Annotated in this window: 17 protein-coding genes; 11 read left to right on the forward strand and 6 right to left on the reverse strand. The window is 71.7% G+C overall.

What is annotated here, in order from left to right; all coding sequences use genetic code 11:
* Positions 1-231 precede the first annotated feature (231 nt).
* Positions 232-546 carry a putative quinol monooxygenase gene (locus ACGFZW_RS28210; RefSeq protein WP_393896048.1) on the reverse strand — a complete coding sequence of 105 codons (315 nt, stop codon included), beginning with the start codon at positions 544-546 and terminating at the stop codon, positions 232-234.
* A gap of 83 nt (positions 547-629) precedes the next feature.
* Between ACGFZW_RS28210 and ACGFZW_RS28215 the strand changes: the two genes are divergently transcribed.
* Positions 630-1,853 carry a GDSL-type esterase/lipase family protein gene (locus ACGFZW_RS28215; protein WP_393896049.1) on the forward strand — a complete coding sequence of 408 codons (1,224 nt, stop codon included), beginning with the start codon at positions 630-632 and terminating at the stop codon, positions 1,851-1,853.
* A gap of 59 nt (positions 1,854-1,912) precedes the next feature.
* Here the strand turns inward: ACGFZW_RS28215 and ACGFZW_RS28220 are convergent, their stop codons facing one another.
* The gene (locus tag ACGFZW_RS28220; RefSeq protein ID WP_393896050.1) at positions 1,913-2,434 is read right to left on the reverse strand and encodes a DinB family protein; all 522 of its coding nucleotides are present in this window, start codon (positions 2,432-2,434) and stop codon (positions 1,913-1,915) included.
* A 194-nt stretch (positions 2,435-2,628) separates the two neighbouring features.
* Between ACGFZW_RS28220 and ACGFZW_RS28225 the strand changes: the two genes are divergently transcribed.
* The gene (locus ACGFZW_RS28225; RefSeq protein WP_393896051.1) at positions 2,629-3,912 is read left to right on the forward strand and encodes a DUF6986 family protein; all 1,284 of its coding nucleotides are present in this window, start codon (positions 2,629-2,631) and stop codon (positions 3,910-3,912) included.
* A gap of 338 nt (positions 3,913-4,250) precedes the next feature.
* Here ACGFZW_RS28225 and ACGFZW_RS28230 read toward each other — a convergent pair whose 3' ends face one another.
* Complete coding sequence (locus ACGFZW_RS28230) at positions 4,251-5,291, reverse strand: LacI family DNA-binding transcriptional regulator (RefSeq protein ID WP_393896052.1); 1,041 nt, start codon at positions 5,289-5,291, stop codon at positions 4,251-4,253.
* Positions 5,292-5,434: 143 nt separating this feature from the next.
* On the opposite strand from ACGFZW_RS28230, the gene ACGFZW_RS28235 reads away from it, so the two are divergent.
* From ACGFZW_RS28235 to ACGFZW_RS28245, 3 genes are all read left to right on the forward strand, one after another.
* Positions 5,435-6,391, forward strand: coding sequence for an ROK family protein (locus tag ACGFZW_RS28235; protein ID WP_393896053.1), 957 nt, complete (start codon positions 5,435-5,437; stop codon positions 6,389-6,391).
* Positions 6,392-6,549: 158 nt separating this feature from the next.
* Entirely contained in the window at positions 6,550-7,260 is a 711-nt protein-coding gene (locus ACGFZW_RS28240) for a VC0807 family protein (RefSeq protein WP_393896054.1), read from the forward strand.
* A gap of 345 nt (positions 7,261-7,605) precedes the next feature.
* On the forward strand, positions 7,606-9,747 hold the full coding sequence (locus tag ACGFZW_RS28245; protein ID WP_393896055.1) for a protein kinase: 2,142 nt from the start codon (positions 7,606-7,608) through the stop codon (positions 9,745-9,747).
* Positions 9,748-9,789: 42 nt separating this feature from the next.
* On the opposite strand, the gene ACGFZW_RS28250 is transcribed toward ACGFZW_RS28245, so the two are convergent.
* Positions 9,790-11,859, reverse strand: a complete 2,070-nt coding sequence (locus tag ACGFZW_RS28250; RefSeq protein ID WP_393896056.1) for an NPCBM/NEW2 domain-containing protein — start codon at positions 11,857-11,859, stop codon at positions 9,790-9,792.
* Positions 11,860-12,126: 267 nt separating this feature from the next.
* Between ACGFZW_RS28250 and ACGFZW_RS28255 the strand changes: the two genes are divergently transcribed.
* The 4 genes from ACGFZW_RS28255 to ACGFZW_RS28270 all read left to right on the forward strand — a co-directional run bounded on the left by ACGFZW_RS28255 (position 12,127) and on the right by ACGFZW_RS28270 (position 16,748).
* Positions 12,127-13,383 carry an ABC transporter substrate-binding protein gene (locus ACGFZW_RS28255; protein ID WP_393896057.1) on the forward strand — a complete coding sequence of 419 codons (1,257 nt, stop codon included), beginning with the start codon at positions 12,127-12,129 and terminating at the stop codon, positions 13,381-13,383.
* A gap of 155 nt (positions 13,384-13,538) precedes the next feature.
* Complete coding sequence (locus ACGFZW_RS28260) at positions 13,539-14,450, forward strand: carbohydrate ABC transporter permease (protein WP_393896237.1); 912 nt, start codon at positions 13,539-13,541, stop codon at positions 14,448-14,450.
* A complete protein-coding gene (locus ACGFZW_RS28265) occupies positions 14,447-15,367 on the forward strand; it encodes a carbohydrate ABC transporter permease (protein ID WP_393896058.1) in 921 nt (306 codons plus the stop codon). The genes ACGFZW_RS28260 and ACGFZW_RS28265 overlap by 4 nt, the downstream gene beginning before the upstream one ends.
* Positions 15,368-15,716: 349 nt before the next feature.
* Positions 15,717-16,748, forward strand: a complete 1,032-nt coding sequence (locus ACGFZW_RS28270) for an NUDIX domain-containing protein (RefSeq protein WP_393896059.1) — start codon at positions 15,717-15,719, stop codon at positions 16,746-16,748.
* Between the two features lie 65 nt (positions 16,749-16,813).
* Here ACGFZW_RS28270 and ACGFZW_RS28275 read toward each other — a convergent pair whose 3' ends face one another.
* Positions 16,814-18,175 (reverse strand): dipeptidase, encoded by a 1,362-nt coding sequence (locus ACGFZW_RS28275; protein ID WP_393896060.1) that lies wholly within the window; start codon positions 18,173-18,175, stop codon positions 16,814-16,816.
* Positions 18,176-18,353: 178 nt separating this feature from the next.
* Here ACGFZW_RS28275 and ACGFZW_RS28280 point away from each other — a divergent pair, with 178 nt between their 5' ends.
* Entirely contained in the window at positions 18,354-19,556 is a 1,203-nt protein-coding gene (locus ACGFZW_RS28280) for a geranylgeranyl reductase family protein (RefSeq protein WP_393896061.1), read from the forward strand.
* A gap of 551 nt (positions 19,557-20,107) precedes the next feature.
* On the opposite strand, the gene ACGFZW_RS28285 is transcribed toward ACGFZW_RS28280, so the two are convergent.
* A complete protein-coding gene (locus ACGFZW_RS28285) occupies positions 20,108-20,548 on the reverse strand; it encodes a nitroreductase family deazaflavin-dependent oxidoreductase (protein ID WP_393896062.1) in 441 nt (146 codons plus the stop codon).
* 156 nt (positions 20,549-20,704) lie between these two features.
* Here ACGFZW_RS28285 and ACGFZW_RS28290 point away from each other — a divergent pair, with 156 nt between their 5' ends.
* Entirely contained in the window at positions 20,705-21,415 is a 711-nt protein-coding gene (locus ACGFZW_RS28290; RefSeq protein WP_393896063.1) for a TetR/AcrR family transcriptional regulator, read from the forward strand.
* The last annotated feature ends 17 nt before the right edge of the window (positions 21,416-21,432 follow it).

Genomic DNA, 21,432 nt, shown 5'->3' on the forward strand with positions numbered 1-21,432 from the left:
CCCCGATCTTCGACCTCGTCGACTACGGCATCGTCGGCGACCTCTTCGAGGTCGTCCCCGCCCTCACCGAAGAGGTCAAGACCCGCAAGGGCTGAGACCGTTGGGCTCGCCCGAGCCCACAGGCACAGAAGACCCGCACACCACCGGCCCCGTACCGCCACGCGCGAACCGGGCCGGTGGTGTGCGGGTCTTCGGGCTCTCGGGTCCTCGCCGATCTCCCGACGGGCGCGCTCAGCCCTTGGTCAGTACGCCCTTCGCGGGATCCCCGGCAGGCACCGGCTCCAGGACCGCGACGTCCACCGGCGCGGCCATCGCGTCCGTGATGTCCCCGATGAGCGCCGCCATCGCCGGGCCGGCCGAGTGGGCGTCGAGGGCGGCCTGGTCCGCCCAGTGCTCGACGATCGTGACCCGGTCGTCGCCGGAGTGCGCGGCGTAGAGCAGGCAGCCGGGCTCGGCGTGCACGGCGGGCGCGTGCCGTCGGAAAGCCGCGAGAACGTCCTCGCGGCGGCCGGGCTTGGTCCTCATGGTGGCGACGACGACGGGCACAAGGCCTCCTGGTGTTCGGTGGCGGACGCTTCAGCCTAAGAAACCATTGGGCCGAGGGGCGACCGACCGGCAGAATGCCCGGCATGAATGACCCGCTCGATGACGTCACCGGAGCCCCCACGGCGGCCCGCGCGACGGACTGGATCACCATGCCGCTCACCGCGGATCTGCTGCGCGGCGCGCTCGATCTGGAGCGCACCGAACACGGTGTGCTGCCGCACCGGCTGCCCGCCCGGGCCCGCGCCCAGTGCGCCGACGGGCAGCTGGCGATGGCGGAGGCCCAACCGTCCGGCGTACGGCTGGTGTTCCGCACCCGGGCCACCGCCGTGGAACTGGACGCACTGCGCACCAAGAACGCCTACCAGGGCGCTCCGCCGCGCCCCGACGGCCTCTACGACCTGCTCGTCGACGGCCGGCCGGCGGGACAGGCTAGTGTGCCCGGCGGCAATGTGCTGATGGTGGACATGGCCACCGGGACCTCGGAAGTCCGGCCCGGCCCCGTAGGCACCGTCCGGTTCACCGGCCTCTCCGACCGCGTCAAGGACATCGAGATCTGGCTGCCGCACAACGAGATCACCCAACTCGTCGCGCTGCGCACCGATGCCCCCGTCGAACCCCTGCCGGACCGGGGCCGCAGGACGTGGCTGCACCACGGCAGCTCGATCAGCCATGGTTCCGACGCCGCGAGCCCCACCACGACCTGGCCCGCGCTGGCCGCCTCCCTCGGCGGCGTGGAGCTGACCAACCTGGGCATGGGCGGCAGCGCCCTGCTCGACCCGTTCACCGCCCGCGCGCTCCGCGACACCCCGGCGGATCTGATCAGCGTCAAGATCGGTATCAACATCGTCAACGCCGACCTGATGCGCCTGCGTGCGTTCGGTCCGGCGGTGCACGGCTTCCTCGACACCATCCGCGAGGGCCACCCCACCACGCCCCTGCTGGTCGTCTCGCCCCTCCTGTGTCCCATCCACGAGGACACACCCGGCCCCGCCGCCCCGGACTTCAGCAACCTGGGCGCTGGACGGCTGCAGTTCAAGGCGATGGGCGACCCCGCGGAACGGGCCGCAGGGAAGCTGACGCTCAACGTCATCCGGGACGAACTGACCCGCATCGTGAAGCAGCGGGCGGTCGACGACCCGAACCTGTCCTACCTCGACGGCCGCGATCTCTACGGCGAGGCCGACTTCGCCGAACTGCCGCTGCCCGACCAGCTCCACCCGGACGCCGCCACCCATCGCAGGATCGGCGACCGCTTCGCCGCTCACGCTTTCCGCTCCGGCGGCCCGTTCGCCGCGGAGCGTGCCTGAGGCGCCCGGCTCCGCAGCAGCCCCAGGAGCCCTCACCTGACGGCGTGAGCGGTCACGCCCTAGTCGCCCGTCGCGCCGTCGATCCGCTCGCGCAGGAGATCCGCGTGGCCGTTGTGCCGCGCGTACTCCTCGATCAGGTGGACGTAGACCCAGCGCAGGTTCAGCTTGCCGTCGCCGTGGGGGTTGCGGAAGAGCTCGTCCAGGCCGCGGCCGGCCACCGCCGCGTCGCACACCTCGACCTCGGCTCGGAAGGCGGCGTACGCCGCTTCCGCGCCGGCAGGATCGATGTCGTCGAGATCGGCGTCCGCGTTCTCGTCGGTGAAGTAGCGGGCATCGACCTGCTCACCGGCGAAGCGCTGCCGGACCCAGACACGCTCGACGTCCGTCATGTGCCGCACCAGGCCGAGCAGGGTGAGTGTGGACGGCGGGGTGCTGGCTTCGGCCAGCTGCTCCGGGGTGAGCCCGGCGCACTTGGTGAGCAGGGTGTCGCGGTGCCGGTCGAGCCAGCCCTGCAACATCTCCCGTTCGGCGGCCGCCGTCGGAAGGTCCCTGCGGTCGATGTGTGGTGCGATCCATGTCATGAGGGCGAGTGTGACGGCCCCGTGGTCCCCGGCGCCACAGAGTTTGGCCGTCCGTGGGCCCGTGACCTGCGTCGCTGCGGGGGAGAGGGTGTTGACCTCGGCACCCGACACGGTTAACTTCGCTATACGGATTGTTGATTCCGCTAGACGGAAAAACGCTCGATCGTCGGGCGTGAGCACCGGGAGGGTGTCGAATGGGGCAGCAGGAGACCGTGGCAACGAGCCTTGCGCACACCGTACGTGAGGGAATCGGAGCCGCTCTTGCCGAGGTCGACGCCGACTTGGCCCGGCGCTACCCGGGCGACCCCGGCACCCGCCAGCCCGTTCACACCGTCTACGTCCCAGGGGACGTCTACACCGCGGGCACCGTGCGCTCCTGGGGCGACCAGGCACTCGCCGCCCTCGACGAGCACGCCCCGGACGCCGCCGCGCTCGCCGCCGTCCTCGGCATCTCCGACGAGCTCGCGGGGCCCGTCCACGACCGCGTCCGCGCCAAGCTGGAGCGCGAGCCCATCGAGGACCTGCGCATCGACTTCGAGGACGGCTACGGCCCCCGCTCCGACGCCGAGGAGGACGAGGCGGCCGCGCGCGCGGCCGCCCTGGTGGCCGCCGCCTTCAAGGACGGCACCGCGGCTCCGTACATGGGCATCCGGATGAAGTGCATGGAAGCCGCCGTCCGTGACCGCGGCATCCGCACCCTCGACATCTTCCTCACCGGCCTGATGGAGGCCGGCGGCCTGCCCGACGGGCTGGTCCTCACGCTTCCCAAGGTGACCTACGCCGAGCAGGTCACCGCCATGGTGCGGCTGCTGGAAGCCTTCGAGAAGGCCCGCGGTCTGGAGAGCGGCCGGATCGGCTTCGAGATCCAGATCGAGACGACCCAGTCGATCCTGGGTGCCGACGGGCGGGCCACCGTGGCCCGCATGATCGAGGCCGCCGAGGGCCGTGCGACGTCCCTGCACTACGGCACCTTCGACTACAGCGCCTCCTGCGGCGTCAGCGCCGCCCACCAGTCGCTCGACCACCCCGCCGCCGACCACGCCAAGGCCGTGATGCAGGTGGCCGCGGCGGGCACCGGCGTCCGCCTCTCGGACGGCTCGACCAACGTCCTGCCGGTCGGCCCGACGGCCCAGGTGCACGACGCCTGGCGGCTGCACCACGGTCTCGTACGCCGGTCGCTCGCCCGCGCCTACTACCAGGGCTGGGACATGCACCCGGGCCACCTGCCGACCCGTTACGCCGCGGTCTACGCCTTCTACCGCGAGGGCCTGGAGCAGGCCGCGGCCCGGCTCACCGCGTACGTGGCCAAGGCCGGCGGCGACGTCATGGACGAGCCGGCCACCGCCAAGGCGCTCAGCGGCTACCTGCTGCGCGGCCTCGACTGCGGCGCCGTCGACACCGCCGAGGTCGCCCGCCTCACCGGCCTGACCCGCGCCGACCTGGACGCCCTCGCCGGCCGTCCGGCCAAGTCCGCCTGATCCCGGGCCGGCCCACGGCCGGCCGCTGCCCGCTGCCCCGGTCGACGCCCTCCGGCGCCACGGCCGGGGCAGCGGCGTTCCGCGAGGGGCCTGCATTCTTGCGATGTGATGCCTCGTCAAATGAGCTTCGGGCGAGCGCCGTTGGGAGCCTGCGAGCTCCGGGCGGCCACGAGACCTCGCTCGCGCCCGGCGGCGTCGAGGAGGAACGGCGACCGGTGTGCGCCGCCCTGCGGCGGCGGCCAGGCCCCCCAGGTCCCTGAGCTGGGGTCCTCTTCCGGGGCCCCGACCGCGCGCGGCTGTCGTCAGCGCCCGCCGGTCCGTGGGCTCTCCGCTCGCTCTCAACTCTCCACAGGGCGCAGCTCGCCCGAACCGCGGGCGATCAGGCGGGTCGGGATGTCCACCCGCCGCGGCGGGTCGTCGACGCCCTCCAGGCGGCGGAAGAGCAGCTGGGCGGCCGTCCGCCCCAGGCGGGCGGCGTCCTGGGCGACGACCGTGATCGCCGGCTGGACGAGATCGGCCAGCTCGAAGTCGTCGAAGCCCACCAGGGCCACCTGGTGCGGGCGTACACCGAGGACACGGACGACGGTGACGGTGACGCGGTTGTTGCCCGCGAAGAGTGCGGTGACCGGCTCGGGGGAGTCCAGCATGGCGGTGGCGGCGCCCCGCACCCGCTCGGGGGCGGTGGGGCCGAGCGAGACCCAGGAGTCGTCCACCGGCAGCCCTGCCGCGGCCATCGCCGTGCGGTAGCCGCGGAGCCGCTCCCGTGCGGTGTGAATTCGCGGCTGGTCACCGATGAACCCGATCCGCCGGTGGCCGTGCGCGATGAGATGCGCCACCGCGTCCTGGGCGCCGCCGAAGCTGTCGGAGAGCACGACATCGGCGTCGATCTTGCCGGCCGGGCGGTCCACGAAGACCGTCGCGATCCCGGCCGCGATCTCCGGCTCCAGATAGCGGTGGTCGTCACCGGCGGGGATGACGACCAGGCCGTCCACCCGGCGCGCGCACAGAGCCAGCGCCAACTCCTGTTCACGGGCCGGGTCCTCGGCGCTGGAGCCGTTGATCAGCAGTGCGCCGTGGCTGCGGGCGACCTCCTCGACGGCGCGGCTGAGCGGGCCGTAGAAGGGGTCGGCGAGATCCTCCAGCACCAGCCCGATGCTGGCCGTCCGGCCCTTGCGCAGGATGCGGGCGGAGTCGTTGCGGCGGAACCCCAGGGACGTGATGGCTTCCTGGACGCGTCGTTCGGTGTCCGGAGTGACGCCCGGCTCGCCGTTGACCACGCGGGAGACCGTCTTCAGTCCGACACCGGCGCGCGCCGCGACATCCTTCATCGTGGGCCGGGTGCCGTAGCGGCGGGAGGTGCCCCGGGCGGTGTCGCTCACGGTGTGCGGTCCTGATTCTGTCGGCGTCGGGGTATGCCGTCGAGCATAGCCTCTAGACAACGTTGTCAACAGAAGGGAGACTGGGTGTTCTCATGCCGGGCCGGCACCCCCGGCCCCCGGGCCCACCAGGAGATTCGACACCGATGCAGATGGACCTCAGCGCAGCGTTGGACATTGGCGGCACCAAGATCGCCGGCGCTCTGGTGGACGGTCGCGGCAGGATGATCGTACGGGCGGCGCGGCCCACGCCCGCCGACCGGGACGGGGCGACCGTGATGCGCGCGGTCGCCGAGGTCGTTTCGGAGCTGGCGGCGGGCCCGGACTGGGCGCGGGTGGCGGCACTGGGGATCGGCAGCGCGGGCCCGGTGGACGCCTCCGCGGGCACCGTCAGCCCGGTCAACATCCCCGGCTGGCGCGACTTCCCGCTGGTCGCCGGTGTGCGGGCGCTGGTCGGTGAGTGCCCGGTGGTGCTGGTCGGTGACGGTGTGGCGATGACCGCGGCCGAGCATTGGCAGGGTGCGGCCCGCGGCCGCGCCAACGCGCTGTGCATGGTGGTCTCCACCGGCGTCGGCGGTGGCCTCGTCCTCAACGGCCGCCTGCATCCCGGCCCCACCGGAAACGCCGGCCACATCGGCCACATCAGCGTCGATCTGGACGGCGATCCGTGTCCGTGCGGTGGGCGTGGCTGCGTCGAACGGATCGCCAGCGGACCCAACATCGCCCGCCGGGCGCTGGCGAACGGATGGCTGCCGGGCGCCGACGGCGACACCAGCGCCGCGGCGGTCGCCGCCTCTGCGCATGCCGGCGACCCCGTCGCCCTCCGCTCCTTCGAACGCGCCGCGCAGGCGCTGGCCGCCGGGATCGCCGCGACCGCGACGCTGGTCGAGATCGACATCGCGGTCATCGGCGGCGGCGTGGCCGGCGCGGGAGAGGTGCTCTTCGCCCCGTTGCGTGCCGCCCTGCGGGACTACGCGACGCTGTCCTTCGTGTCGGATCTGACGGTCGTACCCGCTCAAATGGGCACCGACGCCGGGCTGGTGGGCGCCGCCGCGGCCGCCGCACAGGAGTCCCGCCTCGAAGCCTTCGCGCCCACGGGCTGAGGCCGTAGCGCCCGCCGCGCTCCGGTGGGGGGCCCGCCGAGGCGGCGGCGACCGCCGGATGACTTGGTGAGGATTTTGGCTCCAGGATGCTCACCCTGCCCACCAGGTCGTTTACGTTTTCCCCTGCCTGACTCATCACGCATGTCCACGGGGGAAAAATGTCCGCTCAGGAAGTCCACGGAGCCCGTCCCGCACCGCCGGCCCGCTCCGGGCCCGCCGCCGCGCTCGGATGGATCCTGACCATCGGCCTCAATGTCGTCGCGCCGATCGTCACCTTCAACGCGCTCACCGACCACGGCTGGAGCGACTTCTCGGCGCTGCTGCTCAGCGGCGCCTGGCCGGTGCTCGACAGCGCCGTGCATCTGGCCTGGCGCCGCCGCCTCGACGAATTCGCCGTCGTCACGCTGGTGTTCCTGGCCATCACGGCCTTCGTCTCGCTGATCGGCGCGCACTCGGCACGGGCACTCATCATCAAGGACTCCGGTGTGACCGGGCTGTTCGGGGTTCTCTGCCTGGCCACCCTGCTCGCACCGCGTCCACTGATGTTCTACTTCGGCCGCAAGTTCGCCACCGACGGCACCCCGGAGAGCACCGCCTGGTGGAACGGCATGTGGCAGTACGAAGGCTTCCGCCGCACCATGACCGTGATGACGTCCGTATGGGGAGTGGCCTACCTCGCGGAGGCGGGGGTGCGGATCGCCCTGGCCTATGTCGTGGACACCGGCGCCATGGTGGTCATCAGCCCGGCCATGGCCTACGGGGTGCTCGGTCTGCTGAGCGTCTGGACCGCCCTGTACGCCAAGCGGTCGCAGGCCGCGGGCGAGCGGCGCGCTGCCCAGGCGGCGGCCGCCGAGGCAGCCGCAGCCTGACCGGAGCACACCGGTGGCCGGGCGAGGACGCACGCGCCCGGCCGACCCGGAGAGGCGGCTCCGCGGCACGGGGTGTCAGCCCGGATGCCGGTCGGGACGTCCGACGCGCCCACCGGTAGCGGTCGGTACGAAGTTGCCTGCCTCGCGGCAACGGAAAGTCTCTAGGCTGTAGCCCACGACGACGGGCAGTGCTACGGGCAACGAGGGGAATCGGCGACGGTGACAGCGGGGGAGCGTGAGCAGCGCGGAGCGGATCAGGCCGGCGGGGCGGACGGCGTGCACGAGTCCGGTGCGGCGGGCGGTGCACCCGGGCCCCAGGGGGGCGGCACACCCGGTGCCGCCGCCGTGAGCGGCCCCCGGCGGGGGCAGGACGCCGACCTGACCGGCCGCGTCCTGGGCGGCAGATACCGCGTGACCGGCCGGATCGGACGTGGCGGCATGGGCGTGGTGTGCCGCGCCGTCGACGAGGTGCTGGGCCGCGAGGTCGCGGTGAAGGTCCTGCGCGCCTACACCGACGCCTCGGCACCGGAGCTCGCCGACCTGCGCACCCGTATGCAGCGCGAAGCGCGTGCCGCGGCACGTATCCGGCACTCCGGCGTGATCACCGTCCACGACGTCATCGACGAGGACGGCCGGCCGGTCATCGTGATGGAGCTGGTGGACGGCCCGTCGCTGGACGACGCCATCGGCAGTCGCGGCGCCCTGGACCCCAGGGAGATCGCCCGGATCGGTGCCCAGGTGATGGACGCGCTGGACGCCGCCCATCGGGTGGGTGTCCTGCACCGTGACGTGAAGCCCGGCAACGTCCTGCTGGACAGCAGCGGCCGGGTGGTCCTCACCGACTTCGGCATCGCCAGCATCGAGGCGCCGGGCGACGGCGCGACCACGAACATCACCCGCAGCGGCGAACTCGTCGGCTCCCTCGACTACTTGCCGCCGGAGCGGGCGCAGGGCATGGATCCCACCCCCGCGTCGGACATCTGGTCGCTGGGCATGACGCTGTACGCCGCCGTCGAGGGCAGCGGCGCGCCGTTTCGCAGGACGTCGGTCTGGTCGACGCTGACCGCGATCGTCACCGAGCCGCTGCCGGAGCCACGGCAGGCGGGTCCGCTCGCGCCGGTGCTGCACGCGCTGATGGCGAAGAACCCGGCAGAACGGCCGTCCGCCGCCGCGGCGCGGAGCATGCTGGAGGCGGTGGCCGAGGGCCGGGAGCCGGCACCGGTGCAGGCTCCCGGGGCGGCGCCGGTGCCCACCGCGATGGATGTCCGCGCGACTCCTCCGCCGCCTTCGCCGCAGGGCGTCGGCGCGCAGGGCGAGGACCGACCGGGCGGCGGGCAGACCGGGCAGAGCATGCAGGGTGCGGCAGGCCCGGCCGCAGGCGGCGGCGCGCCCGTCGGCCCGTCGAACGGCCAGGCGCCGCCCACGAGTTGGCTGTCGGGGCCCGGTGCGCAAGGAGCGCCGGGGAGCCCGGCGCAGCCGGTGCCGCCGTCCGCCGGTCCGGCCGCGCCCTGCGACCCAGACGCCACGAGCGGATCAGCTCTCGCCGGCTCGCCGACGGTCGGGGCCGGCTTTGTCCCGGCGGCGCGTCCCGTCCCTGGCGCCTCCGACGGCGCTCCCGCGGGCCCGTCCGTCGCCGCGGTCGGCTACGACCCGCCGGGTGTGGTCGGTGGCCCGCCCGTCGGCAGTACGGGCAGCTACCCGCACCCATCGGGCCGGTCCGAGCAGGACACCGCGCGGTTGCCGGCCCGGCGTCGCCGCCGCGTGGTGTTCGCAGTGGCCGCGGTGCTCGCCGTGCTGGCGACCGGTGGTGGGACGTATGCGCTGGTCGGCGGGGGTGCGGGCGACCCCGTCGCGGAACGGGGCCGGCAGGCGGCGGAGTCGGCGGTGAAGCCTGCGCCGGCCGACGAGCAGCGCGCGACGGCCGGCAAGGACGACGCCAAGGGCACGGACAAGGGCGAGGGCGCGAGCCCGTCACCCTCCGCGTCCGGCAAGCCCGCCGGTGGCGGCGCCTCCGAGGACGTCGAAGCAGGTGCCGGGGAAGGCAGTTCGGGCGGGAAGGACGGCGGATCCGGCGACGGTGGCGACGAAGGTGGTTCGGACGGCGGCGGCACGTCCGGTGGTTCGGACGGCGGCAGCGACACGACCGGAGGCGGTGGCGACGGCGGCGGTACGAGCGGCGGCGGTGGCGGCGACCCGACGGAGGGACCGTCCTGTGTGGGCATCGGGGGCGGTAAGGCCAACTGCCAGGTGTGGCGGACCGCCACCTCCTACACCGACTCCTTCCAGCAGGTCGGCACGCTCAACGCGGGCACCAACTACTTCTACTGCCAGGCGAATCTGGGCCGCCGCGAGACGTACGGGAAGTGGACCAACGTCTGGTGGGCCAAGACCGACGACGACAGCGGTAACTCCGGCGTCTACGTCAGCGTCGTCTATCTGACCGGCGGCCGGAACGATCAGCCGGTCCCCGGGCTGCGCACCTGCTGAGTGCCGGGCGGGCCGTGGGCCCGCCCGGCGGCAGCCGGCCCCTCAGCAGCTGAACCTGGCGTCGCCCCAGTCGGCGTGGTCGTGGTCCACCCCGTCCCCGCCGTCGGTCACGACGAGGCGGACGGTGCGTGCCCCCGAGACGTCGGCGTCGACCGTCCCGGCGGCGTCCTCGCCGGTCAGCGTGCCGCTCTCGGTGAGCCGCTTGCCGTCGGCCCAGACCTCGAAGCCGGCCGATCCCTTGTCGCCCGACTCGTCGTCGATACCGACCCGGGCGCGGAACGCGGTGCACCGGCCGCCGGTGTAGAAGCTCACCTCGCTGGGAGCGTGCGCGCCCAACCCCTTCGCGAAAACGGTCCCGCCGATGGTGAGTTGCCCGCCGTCGCCGGCCTCGCTCTCCCCGACGCTGGTGTTCCGCTCCACCGGGCCCCAACCGTTGGCGACGGTGAGCCACGGCAGCTCGGCGGCGTACGCCGTCCCCGCAGGCGGGGGCACCACGACATGGGCGGAGCCGGGCAGGGTGGTGGTGAGCCGCTGTCCGTCAGGCGCGCGGTAGGCGGCGGTCAGTGTCAGTTCGTAACCCCCTGGCTGCGCCCCGGCCGGCGCGGTGATCTTCCAGTCGGTGCGCAGCGTCTCGCCACCGAGCAGCGCGCGGGCGTCGGGGGGCGAGGTCGCCGAGACCTGCCACCCGTCCGGGGCCCGGAGCGTGACCCGCACGTCCCTGGCGGGGGTGCCGCCCAGGTTGCCTACGGTCGAGCGCAGGCCGGTGGGGGTGTCGTTCTCGACCAGCGGCGTACCGTCGGTGCCGGCCTCGACGGCGGGCGGGTAGTCCGCCCAGCGCCGGTCGGCGGAGACTCGGTAGACGGTGGTGCCGTGGGCGGGGACGGTGGCCGAGATCGTGCCGGTGGTGTGTTGGTCGCGGTGCTGCCAGAGGTCGCGCAGGCGGTAGCCGTCCGCCTGCGGGAGACCCACCTGCCGGGCGCTGGTGGTGATGCGCTGTGGCTGTCCGGTCTCGTTGAAGAGGGCGACCGCGCGGTCACCGTTCGCCAGCTCCTTGACCAGCGTCCAGCGGCCGCCCTCGGACGCCAGGACGGTGGCCTGCTTGCCGAGCTCGTCCTGATCGAGCGCGATGAGGTCCTTGTTGCCCAGGATCTCGTAGGTCTCCGGCGTCGCCTTGCGCAGATCGGAGCCGATCAGCAGCGGGGCGGACATCATCGACCACAGCGCGAAATGGCTGCGGTACTCGGTGTCCGTCATCCCGCCGTTGCCGACCTCCAGCATGTCCGGGTCGTTCCAGTGGCCGGGGCCCGCGTGCGGAGCGAGCGGCAGATTCTGCTTCAGGATCCCGAGCATGCTCGACCAGCTGTCGCTGATGTCACCGGTCGTGCGCCACAGGTGCCCTACGTCCGACGCCCACTCCCAGGGCCTGTTCTCGCCCCATTCGCAGATGCTGTAGACGATGGGCCGCCCGGTGGCCTTCAGGGCGTCCCGCATGGCGCGGTAGCGGTACCGGGCGTCCACGCCCTGGTTGTTGCAGTTGTCGTACTTGAGGTAGTCGACGCCCCAGTCGGCGAACTGACGGGCGTCGGAGACCTCATGTCCCAGGGAACCGGGAAAGCCGGCCTCGTTGCAGGTCTTGGTCCCCGCGCTCGTATAGATGCCGAACTTCAGGCCCTTGGAGTGGACGTAATCGGCGACGGCCTTGATGCCGTGCGGGAAGCGACGGGGGTCGGCCACCAGCTTGCCGTTCGCGTCCCGCTCGGGCAACGCCCAGCAGTCGTCGAGGTTGACGTACCGGTAGCCCGCGTCCTTGAGGCCCTTGGCGAGGAAGAGATCGGCGATGCCCTTGACCATCTCCTCGTTGAACTCCGCCCGGCAGTGCGTGGAGTTCCAGTTGTTGAAGCCCATGGGCGGCGTCTTGGCGAGCCCGTCGGGAAGCCGTGACGCGGGGGAATGCGCGGTGTCGGTGCCGGCCAGGGTGGTGACCGGGGCGTCGGGAGTGCGGGCCGCGACGGGCTGGGCGGTCACCCCTGCCGTGCAGAGCAGCGCGGCGGACAGCGCTCCGACGATTCTTCGATGACCTCGCAGTGGGGTGGTGCGGATATGAACGCGCATGGTTCGCGTCCTCCGTCCTCGCGAGAGGTGTGGGGAGTCGGGTACCGCTCACTGACGGGTGTTTACGGTAGGGCTTGTTGGACTCTGTTGTAAGGGGAGCGGTAACGGTTGTTCCCTCGCCTGCAAAAACCCTTGACTGGTCCTGCCGTTGAGAGTGAGATCCCACCACTCGCGTTCGGTTCTGTTGGTTCCACCCCTGAGGAGGGGGACATGGCCCAGTCAACGTTCGGCGGATCAGGCTCACACGGGGAAGCGGCAGGACGTCGGATGTCCCGGCGGACCTTGCTGCGAGGTACGGCACTCGGGGTGGGGGCGGTCGCCCTGCCGTCCGTCCTCGCGGCCTGCGGCAGTGGACCGGGCGGCATCTCGGTCGGTTCCAATGCCTCGGACGCCGTCCCGAAGAAGGCCTTCGCGGACGTCTTCCGGGCCTACGAGAAGAAGTCGAAGAAGACGGTGCGGGTGAACACCGTCAATCACGAGAACTTCCAGGAGAACATCAACCGCTACCTCCAGGGCACGCCGGACGATGTCTTCATGTGGTTCGCGGGCAACCGCATGCAGTATTTCGCCCGCAAGGGTCTGCTCGCCGACATCAGTGACCTGTGGCGGGGCTTCGACGGATTCACCGACGCGTTGAAGAAGCAGTCGACGGGTGCGGACGGGAAGCAGTACTTCGTGCCGCTTTACTACTACCCGTGGGCGGTCTTCCACCGCAGGAGCGTCTTCCAGGAGAAGGGGTACGAGGTCCCCAAGACCTTCGACCAGTACCGTTCCCTCGCCCGGCAGATGGAGAAGGACGGGCTGGTGCCTTTCGCCTTCGGCGACAAGGACGGCTGGCCGGCGATGGGCACCTTCGACTACCTCAATATGCGGGCCAACGGCTACGAATTCCACCTCGCGCTGATGAGCGGCCGGAAGTCCTGGAACAGCCCGCAGGTGAAGCAGGTCTTCGACCTCTGGCGCGGCCTCATGCCGTACCACCAAAAGGGCGCCAACGGACGGACCTGGCAGGAGGCCGCGCAGACACTCGCGCAGAAGAAGGCGGGTATGACGGTCCTCGGACTGCCGCACCCGGGCCAGCAGTTCAGCGCAGCCGACCGCGCGGACCTCGATTTCTTCCCCTTCCCTGAGATCGATCCGTCCTTCGGTCAGGAGGCGGTCGAGGCGCCGATCGACGGATTCCTGATGTCGAAGAAGGCCAAGGACAAGAACGGAGCGAAGGACTTGCTGAAATTCCTTGCCACGCCCGGAGCGGAGGACATCTATCTCCGCTCCGACCCGAACAACGTCGCGGTCAACAGCGGTGCCGACACCGGCGCCTACACACCACTTCAGAAGAAGGCCGTCGAACTCGTCGCGGGCGCCCGGCAGATATCGCAGTTCATGGATCGCGACACCCGCCCCGACTTCGCGTCGACGGTGATGATCCAGGCCATCCAGCAGTTCCTCAACAAGCCCGATGACATCGACGGTCTGGTGAACGACATCGAACGCCAGAAGAAGCAGATCTTCGCGGCGGAATGACCGCAGCGGAGGACCGCCGCCGCATCGACCGCGCGGGCCGCCGCCCACCGGCCACTGCCACCGGGTCACCGTCGGGTGACCACGGACACGACGGGGAGCGAAGAGCCGTGCCGAACACCCGCACTCCAGCCGCGCCGGACGCCCGCGTACGAGGTGTGCCCCGCACCCGCCTGCGGCGCGCCGGGCGGCGGGGGCCACGGAAGTACACCCGCCGCGACCTCTGCGTTCTCGGCCTGCTGCTGGGCGTTCCGATCCTGCTCGACCTCGCCCTGATTTGGGGGCCGACGCTCGCCTCCGTCGGGCTGTCCTTCACCGACTGGGACGGGATCGGCGACATCCGATGGGCCGGCCTCAAGAACTACGACAACCTCTTCACCAACTACCCGCAATTCTGGCCTGCCGTCCGGCACAACCTTCTCTGGCTGGTATTTCTCGGATTTCTCGCCACCCCCTTCGGGCTGCTGCTCGCCGTCCTCATCGACCGCGGTGTCCGCTTCAGCCGGTTCTACCAATCGACGCTCTACATGCCGGTGGTGCTCTCGCTCGCCGTCGTCGGATTCATCGCCCAGCTCATCCTCTCCCGGGACCAGGGCGCACTCAACGCCGTACTCGGCGGCGAAAACCCCACCGACTGGCTGGGAGACCCGGACCTCAATATCTGGATGGTGATGCTGGCGGCCTGCTGGCGGCACACCGGATACGTCATGATTCTCTATCTCGCCGGTCTCAAATCCGTTGACCCGAGCCTCAAAGAAGCCGCCGCCATCGACGGCGCGAGCGACCGGCAGACCTTCTTCCGCGTCGTCCTGCCCACGCTGCGCCCGGTGAACGTCATCGTCGGCGTCATCACCGTCATCGAATCACTGCGCGCCTTCGACATCGTCTACGCCGTCAACAAGGGCCGCAACGGTCTTGAGCTGTTGTCGGTGCTGGTCACCGACAACATCATCGGCGAGGCCGGCCGGATCGGATTCGGCTCCGCGATCGCCGTCGTCCTCCTCCTCGTCTCCATGGGATTCATCGTGACCTATCTCGTCCAGGAGCTGCGAGGGGAGCAGAAGCGATGACCGCCCCTGCCACCGCCCCGCCCCCGGCCGCGCGACCGGTGCCCGCCGCGGCGCCCGCCCCGCCACGCCGCCGCGGTCGCTTCGGCGTGCACGCCTTCCTGCTCGTCGTCTCGCTGGCATTCCTCGCGCCGCTGCTGCTGGCCGTCTATGCCTCGCTGCGCCCGTACGAGGAGACCGCGAAATACGGCTACTTCTCCCTCCCGCGGCGCCTGTCCTTCGACTACTACGCGCAGGCGTTCGTCGATTCCGGCATGACCAGGTACTTCGTGAACTCACTGGTCATCGCGGTGCCGGGCGTCCTGCTCACGCTGTTCCTGGCGTCCTTCGTGGCATTCGCCGTATCCCGGCTGCGGATGCGCGGCGGCATCGTCCTGCTGATGGTCTTCACCGCGGGAAACCTGCTCCCTCAGCAGGTCATCGTCACTCCGCTGTACGTCCTCTTCAACAAGATCCCGCTGCCCTATTGGATGTCCGACTCCCTGACGATGTACGACTCCCTGTGGGCCGTCATCGCCGTGCAGATCGCCTTCCAACTCGGTTTCTGCGTCTTCGTGCTGGCCAATTTCATGCGGACACTGCCCCGGGAGATCCTGGAGGCCGCGATCGTCGACGGCGCGGGCGTCTGGGCGCAGTACTGGCGCGTCACTCTTCCGCTCTGCCGCCCCGCACTCGCCGCCCTGGGAACCCTCCAATTCACCTGGATGTACAACGACTTCCTCTGGGGCCTGGTCTTCCTCTCCGACGGCGACAAACTGCCCGTGACCTCGGCCCTGAACAATCTGCGTGGCCAGTTCTTCACGGACTACAACCTGCTGGCGGCCGGCTCCGTCCTCGTCGCGCTCCCCACGATCCTGGTCTTCCTGCTGCTGCAGCGGCACTTCATCGCGGGGCTGACCCTGGGGGCGAACAAGGGATAGCGGCGCGGCCGGCAAACGGCTGGTGACGGCGTGATGCGCCGCCGTCATATGCGACGGACAGCGGGGTGTCCAGGGGGCCAACTTCGTTGTACGGATGGGGGTTTCGGTGCGGAAGGGGTGGGGGAGCGCTTGTTTGCCGGGGGCTTCGCGGCGGGGGATCGGTGACCGGCATCCTCCGTCGTGGCGCAGTGCGCGATCGGCGCGTCCACGGAGCCGCGAGGTCTCCCTGGCCGGGCCGACCGTCGCAGATGCGCCGTCCCCGGTCGCGCCCGCGGCCCGTGGTCCCGAGGGGTTTCCGTGGCAGGGTGTTGCGGGCAACTCACCTGGGTCCTAGGGAAGAGGGGAAACCGTGATCGTCTGGCTGAACGGCACGTTCGGTGCGGGCAAGACCACTGCGGCTCATGAATTGCTCGACCTGCTTCCCGGAAGCACGCTCTACGACCCCGAAATCCTCGGCAGCGGGCTGCGGCTGATGCTGCCCGCGAAGCGATTCGAGGAGATCGACGACTATCAGGACCTGCCGGCCTGGCGCCGGATGGTCGTGGACACCGCTGCCGCTCTGCTCACCGAGGTCCCGGGCCCCCTCGTGACACCGATGGCCTTGCTGCGCCAGGAGTACCGCGACGAGATCTTCGGCGCTCTCGCGGCCCGCCGCATTCCCGTGCGGCATGTGTTCCTGGATGCGGAGGAAACGATCCTGCGGGAGCGAATATCCCACCGGACGCACGGAGCCCCGGAGTCCGCGGCCGGTACGTCGGCACGCCAGGGACTTCCCGGGCACCGGCCGTACACCACCGCCCCCGATTGGATCAAGGACGACGCCCACGTCGTCGACACCACCCGGCTGACGCCCCGGCAGACCGCCGAGCAGATCGCCGAGGCCGTCCGCGTCGGCGCCGGCGCCTGCGACATCGTCCAGACACCCGAGCCGACCGCGGAGACACTCGCCGCCGGGGTGCTGCTCTTCGACGACCGGGACCGGGTACTCCTCGTCGACCCGACCTACAAGCCGGGCTGGGAGTTCCCCGGCGGCATCGTGGAGCCAGGCGAGGCCCCCGCCCACGCCGGAGTGCGCGAGGTCGCCGAGGAACTGGGCATCCAGCTGCCCCGCGCTCCCCGGCTGCTCGTCCTGGACTGGGAGGCGCCCAAACCCCCCGGCTACGGCGGCCTCCGGCTGCTCTTCGACGGCGGCACCCTGACCGCGGACCGCATCCGCGAGGTGCTGCTGCCGGGCGCCGAGTTGCGCGACTGGCGGTTCGCGACCGAGGCCGAGGCGGAGGACATGCTGCCGCCGGTGCGCTGGAACCGCCTGCGCTGGGCGCTGCGCGCCCGCGAACAGGGCTGCCCGCTTCACCTGGAGGCGGGCGTCCCGCTCGGCTGAGACGCCAGGCCGGGCGCCGCGGGCGGGGGACCGCGGCGCCCGAACCCCCGGTCGGGCTCGGGGCGTCAGGCCCGGCTGTCCGCGTACCGCTGCAGGAACAGTGCCTCGGCCAGCGACAGCCGCTCCAGCTCCTGCGGCGAGACGCTCTCGTTGACGGCGTGGATCTGCGCCTCGGGATCACTCAGCCCGATCAGCAGGACCTCCGCGTCCGGGTAGAGACCGGCCAGGGTGTTGCACAGCGGAATCGAGCCGCCCATGCCGGAGATTTGCATCTCCTCCCCCTCGTACGCCTCGCGCAGGGCGGCGGCCATGGACGCGTACGCCGGGCTCCCGGTGTCGGCGCGGAACGCCTGGCCCTGGCCGATCTGCTCCACCGCGACCCGCACACCCCACGGCGCGGCGTTCTCCAGATGCGTGGCGAGCAGCTTCGTCGCCTCCCCGGCATCGGTGCCCGGCGGCACCCGCAGGCTCACCAGAGCCCGCGCCCCCGCCTGCACGGACGGCGTCGCGCCGACCACCGGCGGGCAGTCGATGCCGAGCACGGTGACGGCCGGACGCGCCCAGATGCGGTCCGCGATCGAACCACTGCCGATCAGCTCGACGCCGTCCAGCACCTTGGCGTCCTTGCGGAAGTCCTCCTCCGGGTACTGCAGTCCCTCCCAGGTCGCGTCCGCGGCAAGTCCGTCCACGGTCGTCGAACCGTCCTCGGCGCGCAGCGAGTCCAGCACACGGATCAGCGCCGCCAGCGCGTCCGGGGCCGCGCCACCGAACTGCCCGGAGTGCAGATTGCCCGCCAGGGCGTCGACCCGCACCCGCACCAGCGTCATGCCGCGCAGCGTCGCGGTCACCGTCGGCAGGCCGACCCGGAAGTTTCCGGTGTCACCGATGATGATGGCGTCGGCTGCCAGCAGCTCGGGGTGGGCTTCGGCGTACCGCTCCAGGCCACCGGTGCCCTGCTCCTCCGAACCCTCCACGATCACCTTGACGTTGACGGGGACGCCGCCGTGCTCCTTCAGCGCGCGCAGCGCCGTCAGATGCATGATCAGGCCGCCCTTGCAGTCGGCCGCGCCACGTCCGTACCAGCGGCCGTCGCGCTCGGTCAGCTCGAACGGCGGCGAGACCCAGCCGGCCTCGTCCAGCGGCGGCTGCACGTCGTAGTGGGCGTACAGCAGAACCGTCGGGGCGCCGGCCGGGCCGGGCAGGAAGCCGTACACGGACTGGGTGCCGTCCGGGGTGTCCAGCAGCGCGACGTCCTCGAAGCCCTCCGCACGCAACGTGCCGGCCGTCCAGTCGGCGGCCGCCTCGCACTCGCTCCTGGGGAACTGTGCCGGGTCCGCGACCGACTTGAAGGCCACCAGCTCGGCCAGCTCGGACAGGGCACGGGGCTGCAGCGAGGCGACGGTGAGCGCGAGGGGGCTGGCAGACATGGAACGCTCCTTGTAGGCGCGGCGTTGTGTACCTACGGGCCGTCCGGCGGGGTGTGCGGACGGGCCGGACATACGGGTATGGGTGCTCCCGATCTTCCCACAGGCGGTCCGCGCGGAAGCGGCCCGTAGGATGCGGGCGGTACGCGCAGCCAGGCATCGAACAGGAGCAGAAGCACAGGTGAGCAGCGAGCAGGCAGCCGAGGACAACCAGCAGGTGTGGGACGTGGTGGTGGTGGGCGCTGGGCCCGCGGGCGCCGCGGCCGCGCACGCCGCGGCCTGTACGGGCCGCCGGGTGCTGCTCCTGGAAAAAGCGGAACTGCCGCGGTACAAGACCTGCGGCGGCGGCATCATCGGCCCCTCGCGGGACTCACTGCCCCCCGGCTTCGAACTGCCGCTGCGTGACCGCGTCCACGCCGTCACCTTCTCGCTGAACGGCAAGCTGTCCCGCACCCGCCGCTCCAAGCAGATGCTCTTCGGGCTGATCAACCGCCCCGAGTTCGACGCCGCTCTGGTCGAGTCCGCGAAGGACGCCGGCGCGCGGATCCGTACCGGCGTCACGGTTTCCCGGGTGGAGCAGCACGGCGCCGAGGTCCCCGACCGGCGGACCGTCGCCGTGGTGCTCGGCGACGGTGAGGTGGTGCTGGCGCGGGCCGTGATCGGGGCGGACGGCAGCGCGGGCCGGATAGGCGCCCACGTCGGGGTCAAGCTCGACCAGGTCGACCTCGGTCTGGAGGCGGAGATCCCGGTGCCCGAGACGGTTGCCGAGGACTGGGCGGGCCGGGTGCTCATCGACTGGGGCCCGCTGCCCGGCAGCTACGGCTGGGTCTTCCCCAAGGGTGACACTCTCACCGTCGGTGTGATCTCCGCCCGCGGCGAGGGCGCGGCGACCAAGCGCTACCTGGAGGACTTCATCGGGCGACTGGGGCTCGCGGGCTTCGAACCGAGCATCTCGTCCGGGCATCTGACGCGCTGCCGCGCGGAGGATTCGCCGCTGTCCCGCGGCCGGGTCCTGGTGTGCGGCGACGCCGCGGGACTGCTGGAGCCGTGGACCCGCGAGGGCATCTCCTTCGCGCTGCGCTCGGGGCGCCTCGCGGGGGAGTGGGCGGTCCGGGTCGCGGAGGCTCATGACGCGGTGGACGCGCGCCGGCAGGCGCTGAACTACGCCTTCGCCATCAAGGCGGGCCTCGGGGTGGAGATGGGGGTGGGCCGGCGGATGCTGCAGGTCTTCTCCCGCCGGCCCGGCCTGCTGCACGCCGCGATCACCGGCTTCCGCCCGGCCTGGCACGCCTTCGCGAAGATCACCCGAGGCACGACGACCCTCGGCGAACTGGTCCGCACCCACGCGATGGCGCGGCGGGCGCTGGAGGCCTTCGACCGCTGAGGTCGGGCCGGGGGTCGGGAACCGGGGGCCGAGCACCGGGTCCGGCCACCGGGGTCGTGCGCCGGGGTGCGTGGCCGGGATGTGCGGCGGGGCGCCGGCCGGGTGCTGCCGGGCGCATACCGGCCGTGGATCTCCGGCGCGCGTGTCGAACTGGGGGAGTACGGCGTCGCGGAGACGTATGCCGGTCGCCGGGGCGCATGCCCGTCGCGGTGTGTCGGTGTGCCGGCGTGTGGTCGCGGCGGGTGGCGAGCCGGATGGGCTCGGGAGGCCGGTTCGCCGTTGGCGGGCCGGTCCTCGGAAGGGTGCCGTGAGTGCCGGGGGCGGCCCGGCGGGGAACCGCGGCCCGTCGGCGAGCGACGGGCAGGCGAACGTCGGGCACCGGACGTCGCCGACGACCGGCCGGGCCGGAGGAGGTGCGACCCGCCTCCACCTCCACCTCCACCTTCGCCTCCGCTGCCACCTTCCTGCGCTGTGCCCAGGCCCTTCGCTGTCGCCTTCGCTGTCGCCGCCGGAGCCGGCGTCCGCACGGGCGTCGGCCGGGGTGTCAGGGCTCAGGATTCGGTGATCCGGAAAACCGGGTGGCGGGGGGCCGCGGCGAGGAGTTCCTCGTCGGTGGAATCCGCGGTGATCTCGCCGAAGAAGGACTTCACCTCCCAGCCCCAGCGCGCGAGATAGGCCCGCAGCACGGCCGGGGTCTCGGCCGGTGGGACCTCGACGGCGGTGAAGGCGCGGGTCCGGCGGCCGACGCGCAATTCCCCGCCGCCCGCGGCGCGCATGTTGCGCACCCATTCGGAGTGGCCGCGCGCCGAGACGAGATAGCGGCCCCCTTGGAAGGTCATCGGGTTCACGGGGACGCGGCGCCACTCCCCGCTCTTGCGGCCGCGGACGGCCAGGTCGGCCGCGCCGGCGAGGCTGATGCCGCGGCGGGCGAGCCAGCCGATGAAGCGGTTGAGGCGGACGGCGAAGCGGTTCGGTTCGAGGTACTGGGACATGGGGTCCTCCGTTGTCGACGTCCACGAGGTGTGAGCGCCATTCACATTCGAGAGCAGTGCTCTCGCTTACGAGCAGTGTGAAGGAGGATTGCGCTCCAAAGCAAGAGCACTGCTCTCGTTTTTGTGCGGTGCTCCGAAAGGTGGCAGACTGCTCTCATGACGGCGATCCGAGGGGCCAGGGAACGGGCACGCAGCGAAATCACCGCGGCCATCAAGGATGAGGCCCGCAGACAGCTGGCGGCCGAGGGCGCCGCCAAGCTGTCCCTGCGTGCCGTGGCCCGCGAGCTGGGCATGGCCTCCTCCGCGCTCTACCGCTACTTCCCGAGCCGCGACGACCTGCTCACCGCGCTGATCATCGACGCCTACAACGCGGTCGGTGAGGCAGCGGAAACCGCGCGGGACGCGCTGCGCGGCCCCCGGGCCGGCGACCCGCTCACCCGCTGGCGCACCGTCTGCGGCGCCGTCCGCGGATGGGCCCTGGCCCATCCGCACGAGTACGCCCTGATCTACGGCTCGCCCGTGCCCGGCTACAGCGCCCCGCAGACCACGACCGAGCCGGCCGCGCGCGTCGGCCTCGCCCTGATCGGCGTGGTCCGCGACGCGTACGCCGCGGGAACGCTCAAGGAGCCCGCGGAGCCGCTGCCCGATGTGCTGTTGGGCGAGGCGCTGGCGCTCGCCGCCGAGCTGGGTGTGGAACTGCCGGGCGCGGTGACCGCGCGGCTCGTGGCGGCCTGGGCGCAGCTCTTCGGCCTGCTGAGCTTCGAACTCTTCGGTCAGTTCAACGGCGTGATCGAGGCCCGCACGGAATTCTTCGACCAGTCCGTGCTCCAGCTGGCCCGCGGCGTCGGCCTCCCCACTCCCCGCTGAAGGCAGGGCGCGCCCGC

This window comes from Streptomyces sp. NPDC048248, assembly GCF_043201875.1.
GTDB lineage: Bacteria > Actinomycetota > Actinomycetes > Streptomycetales > Streptomycetaceae > Streptomyces.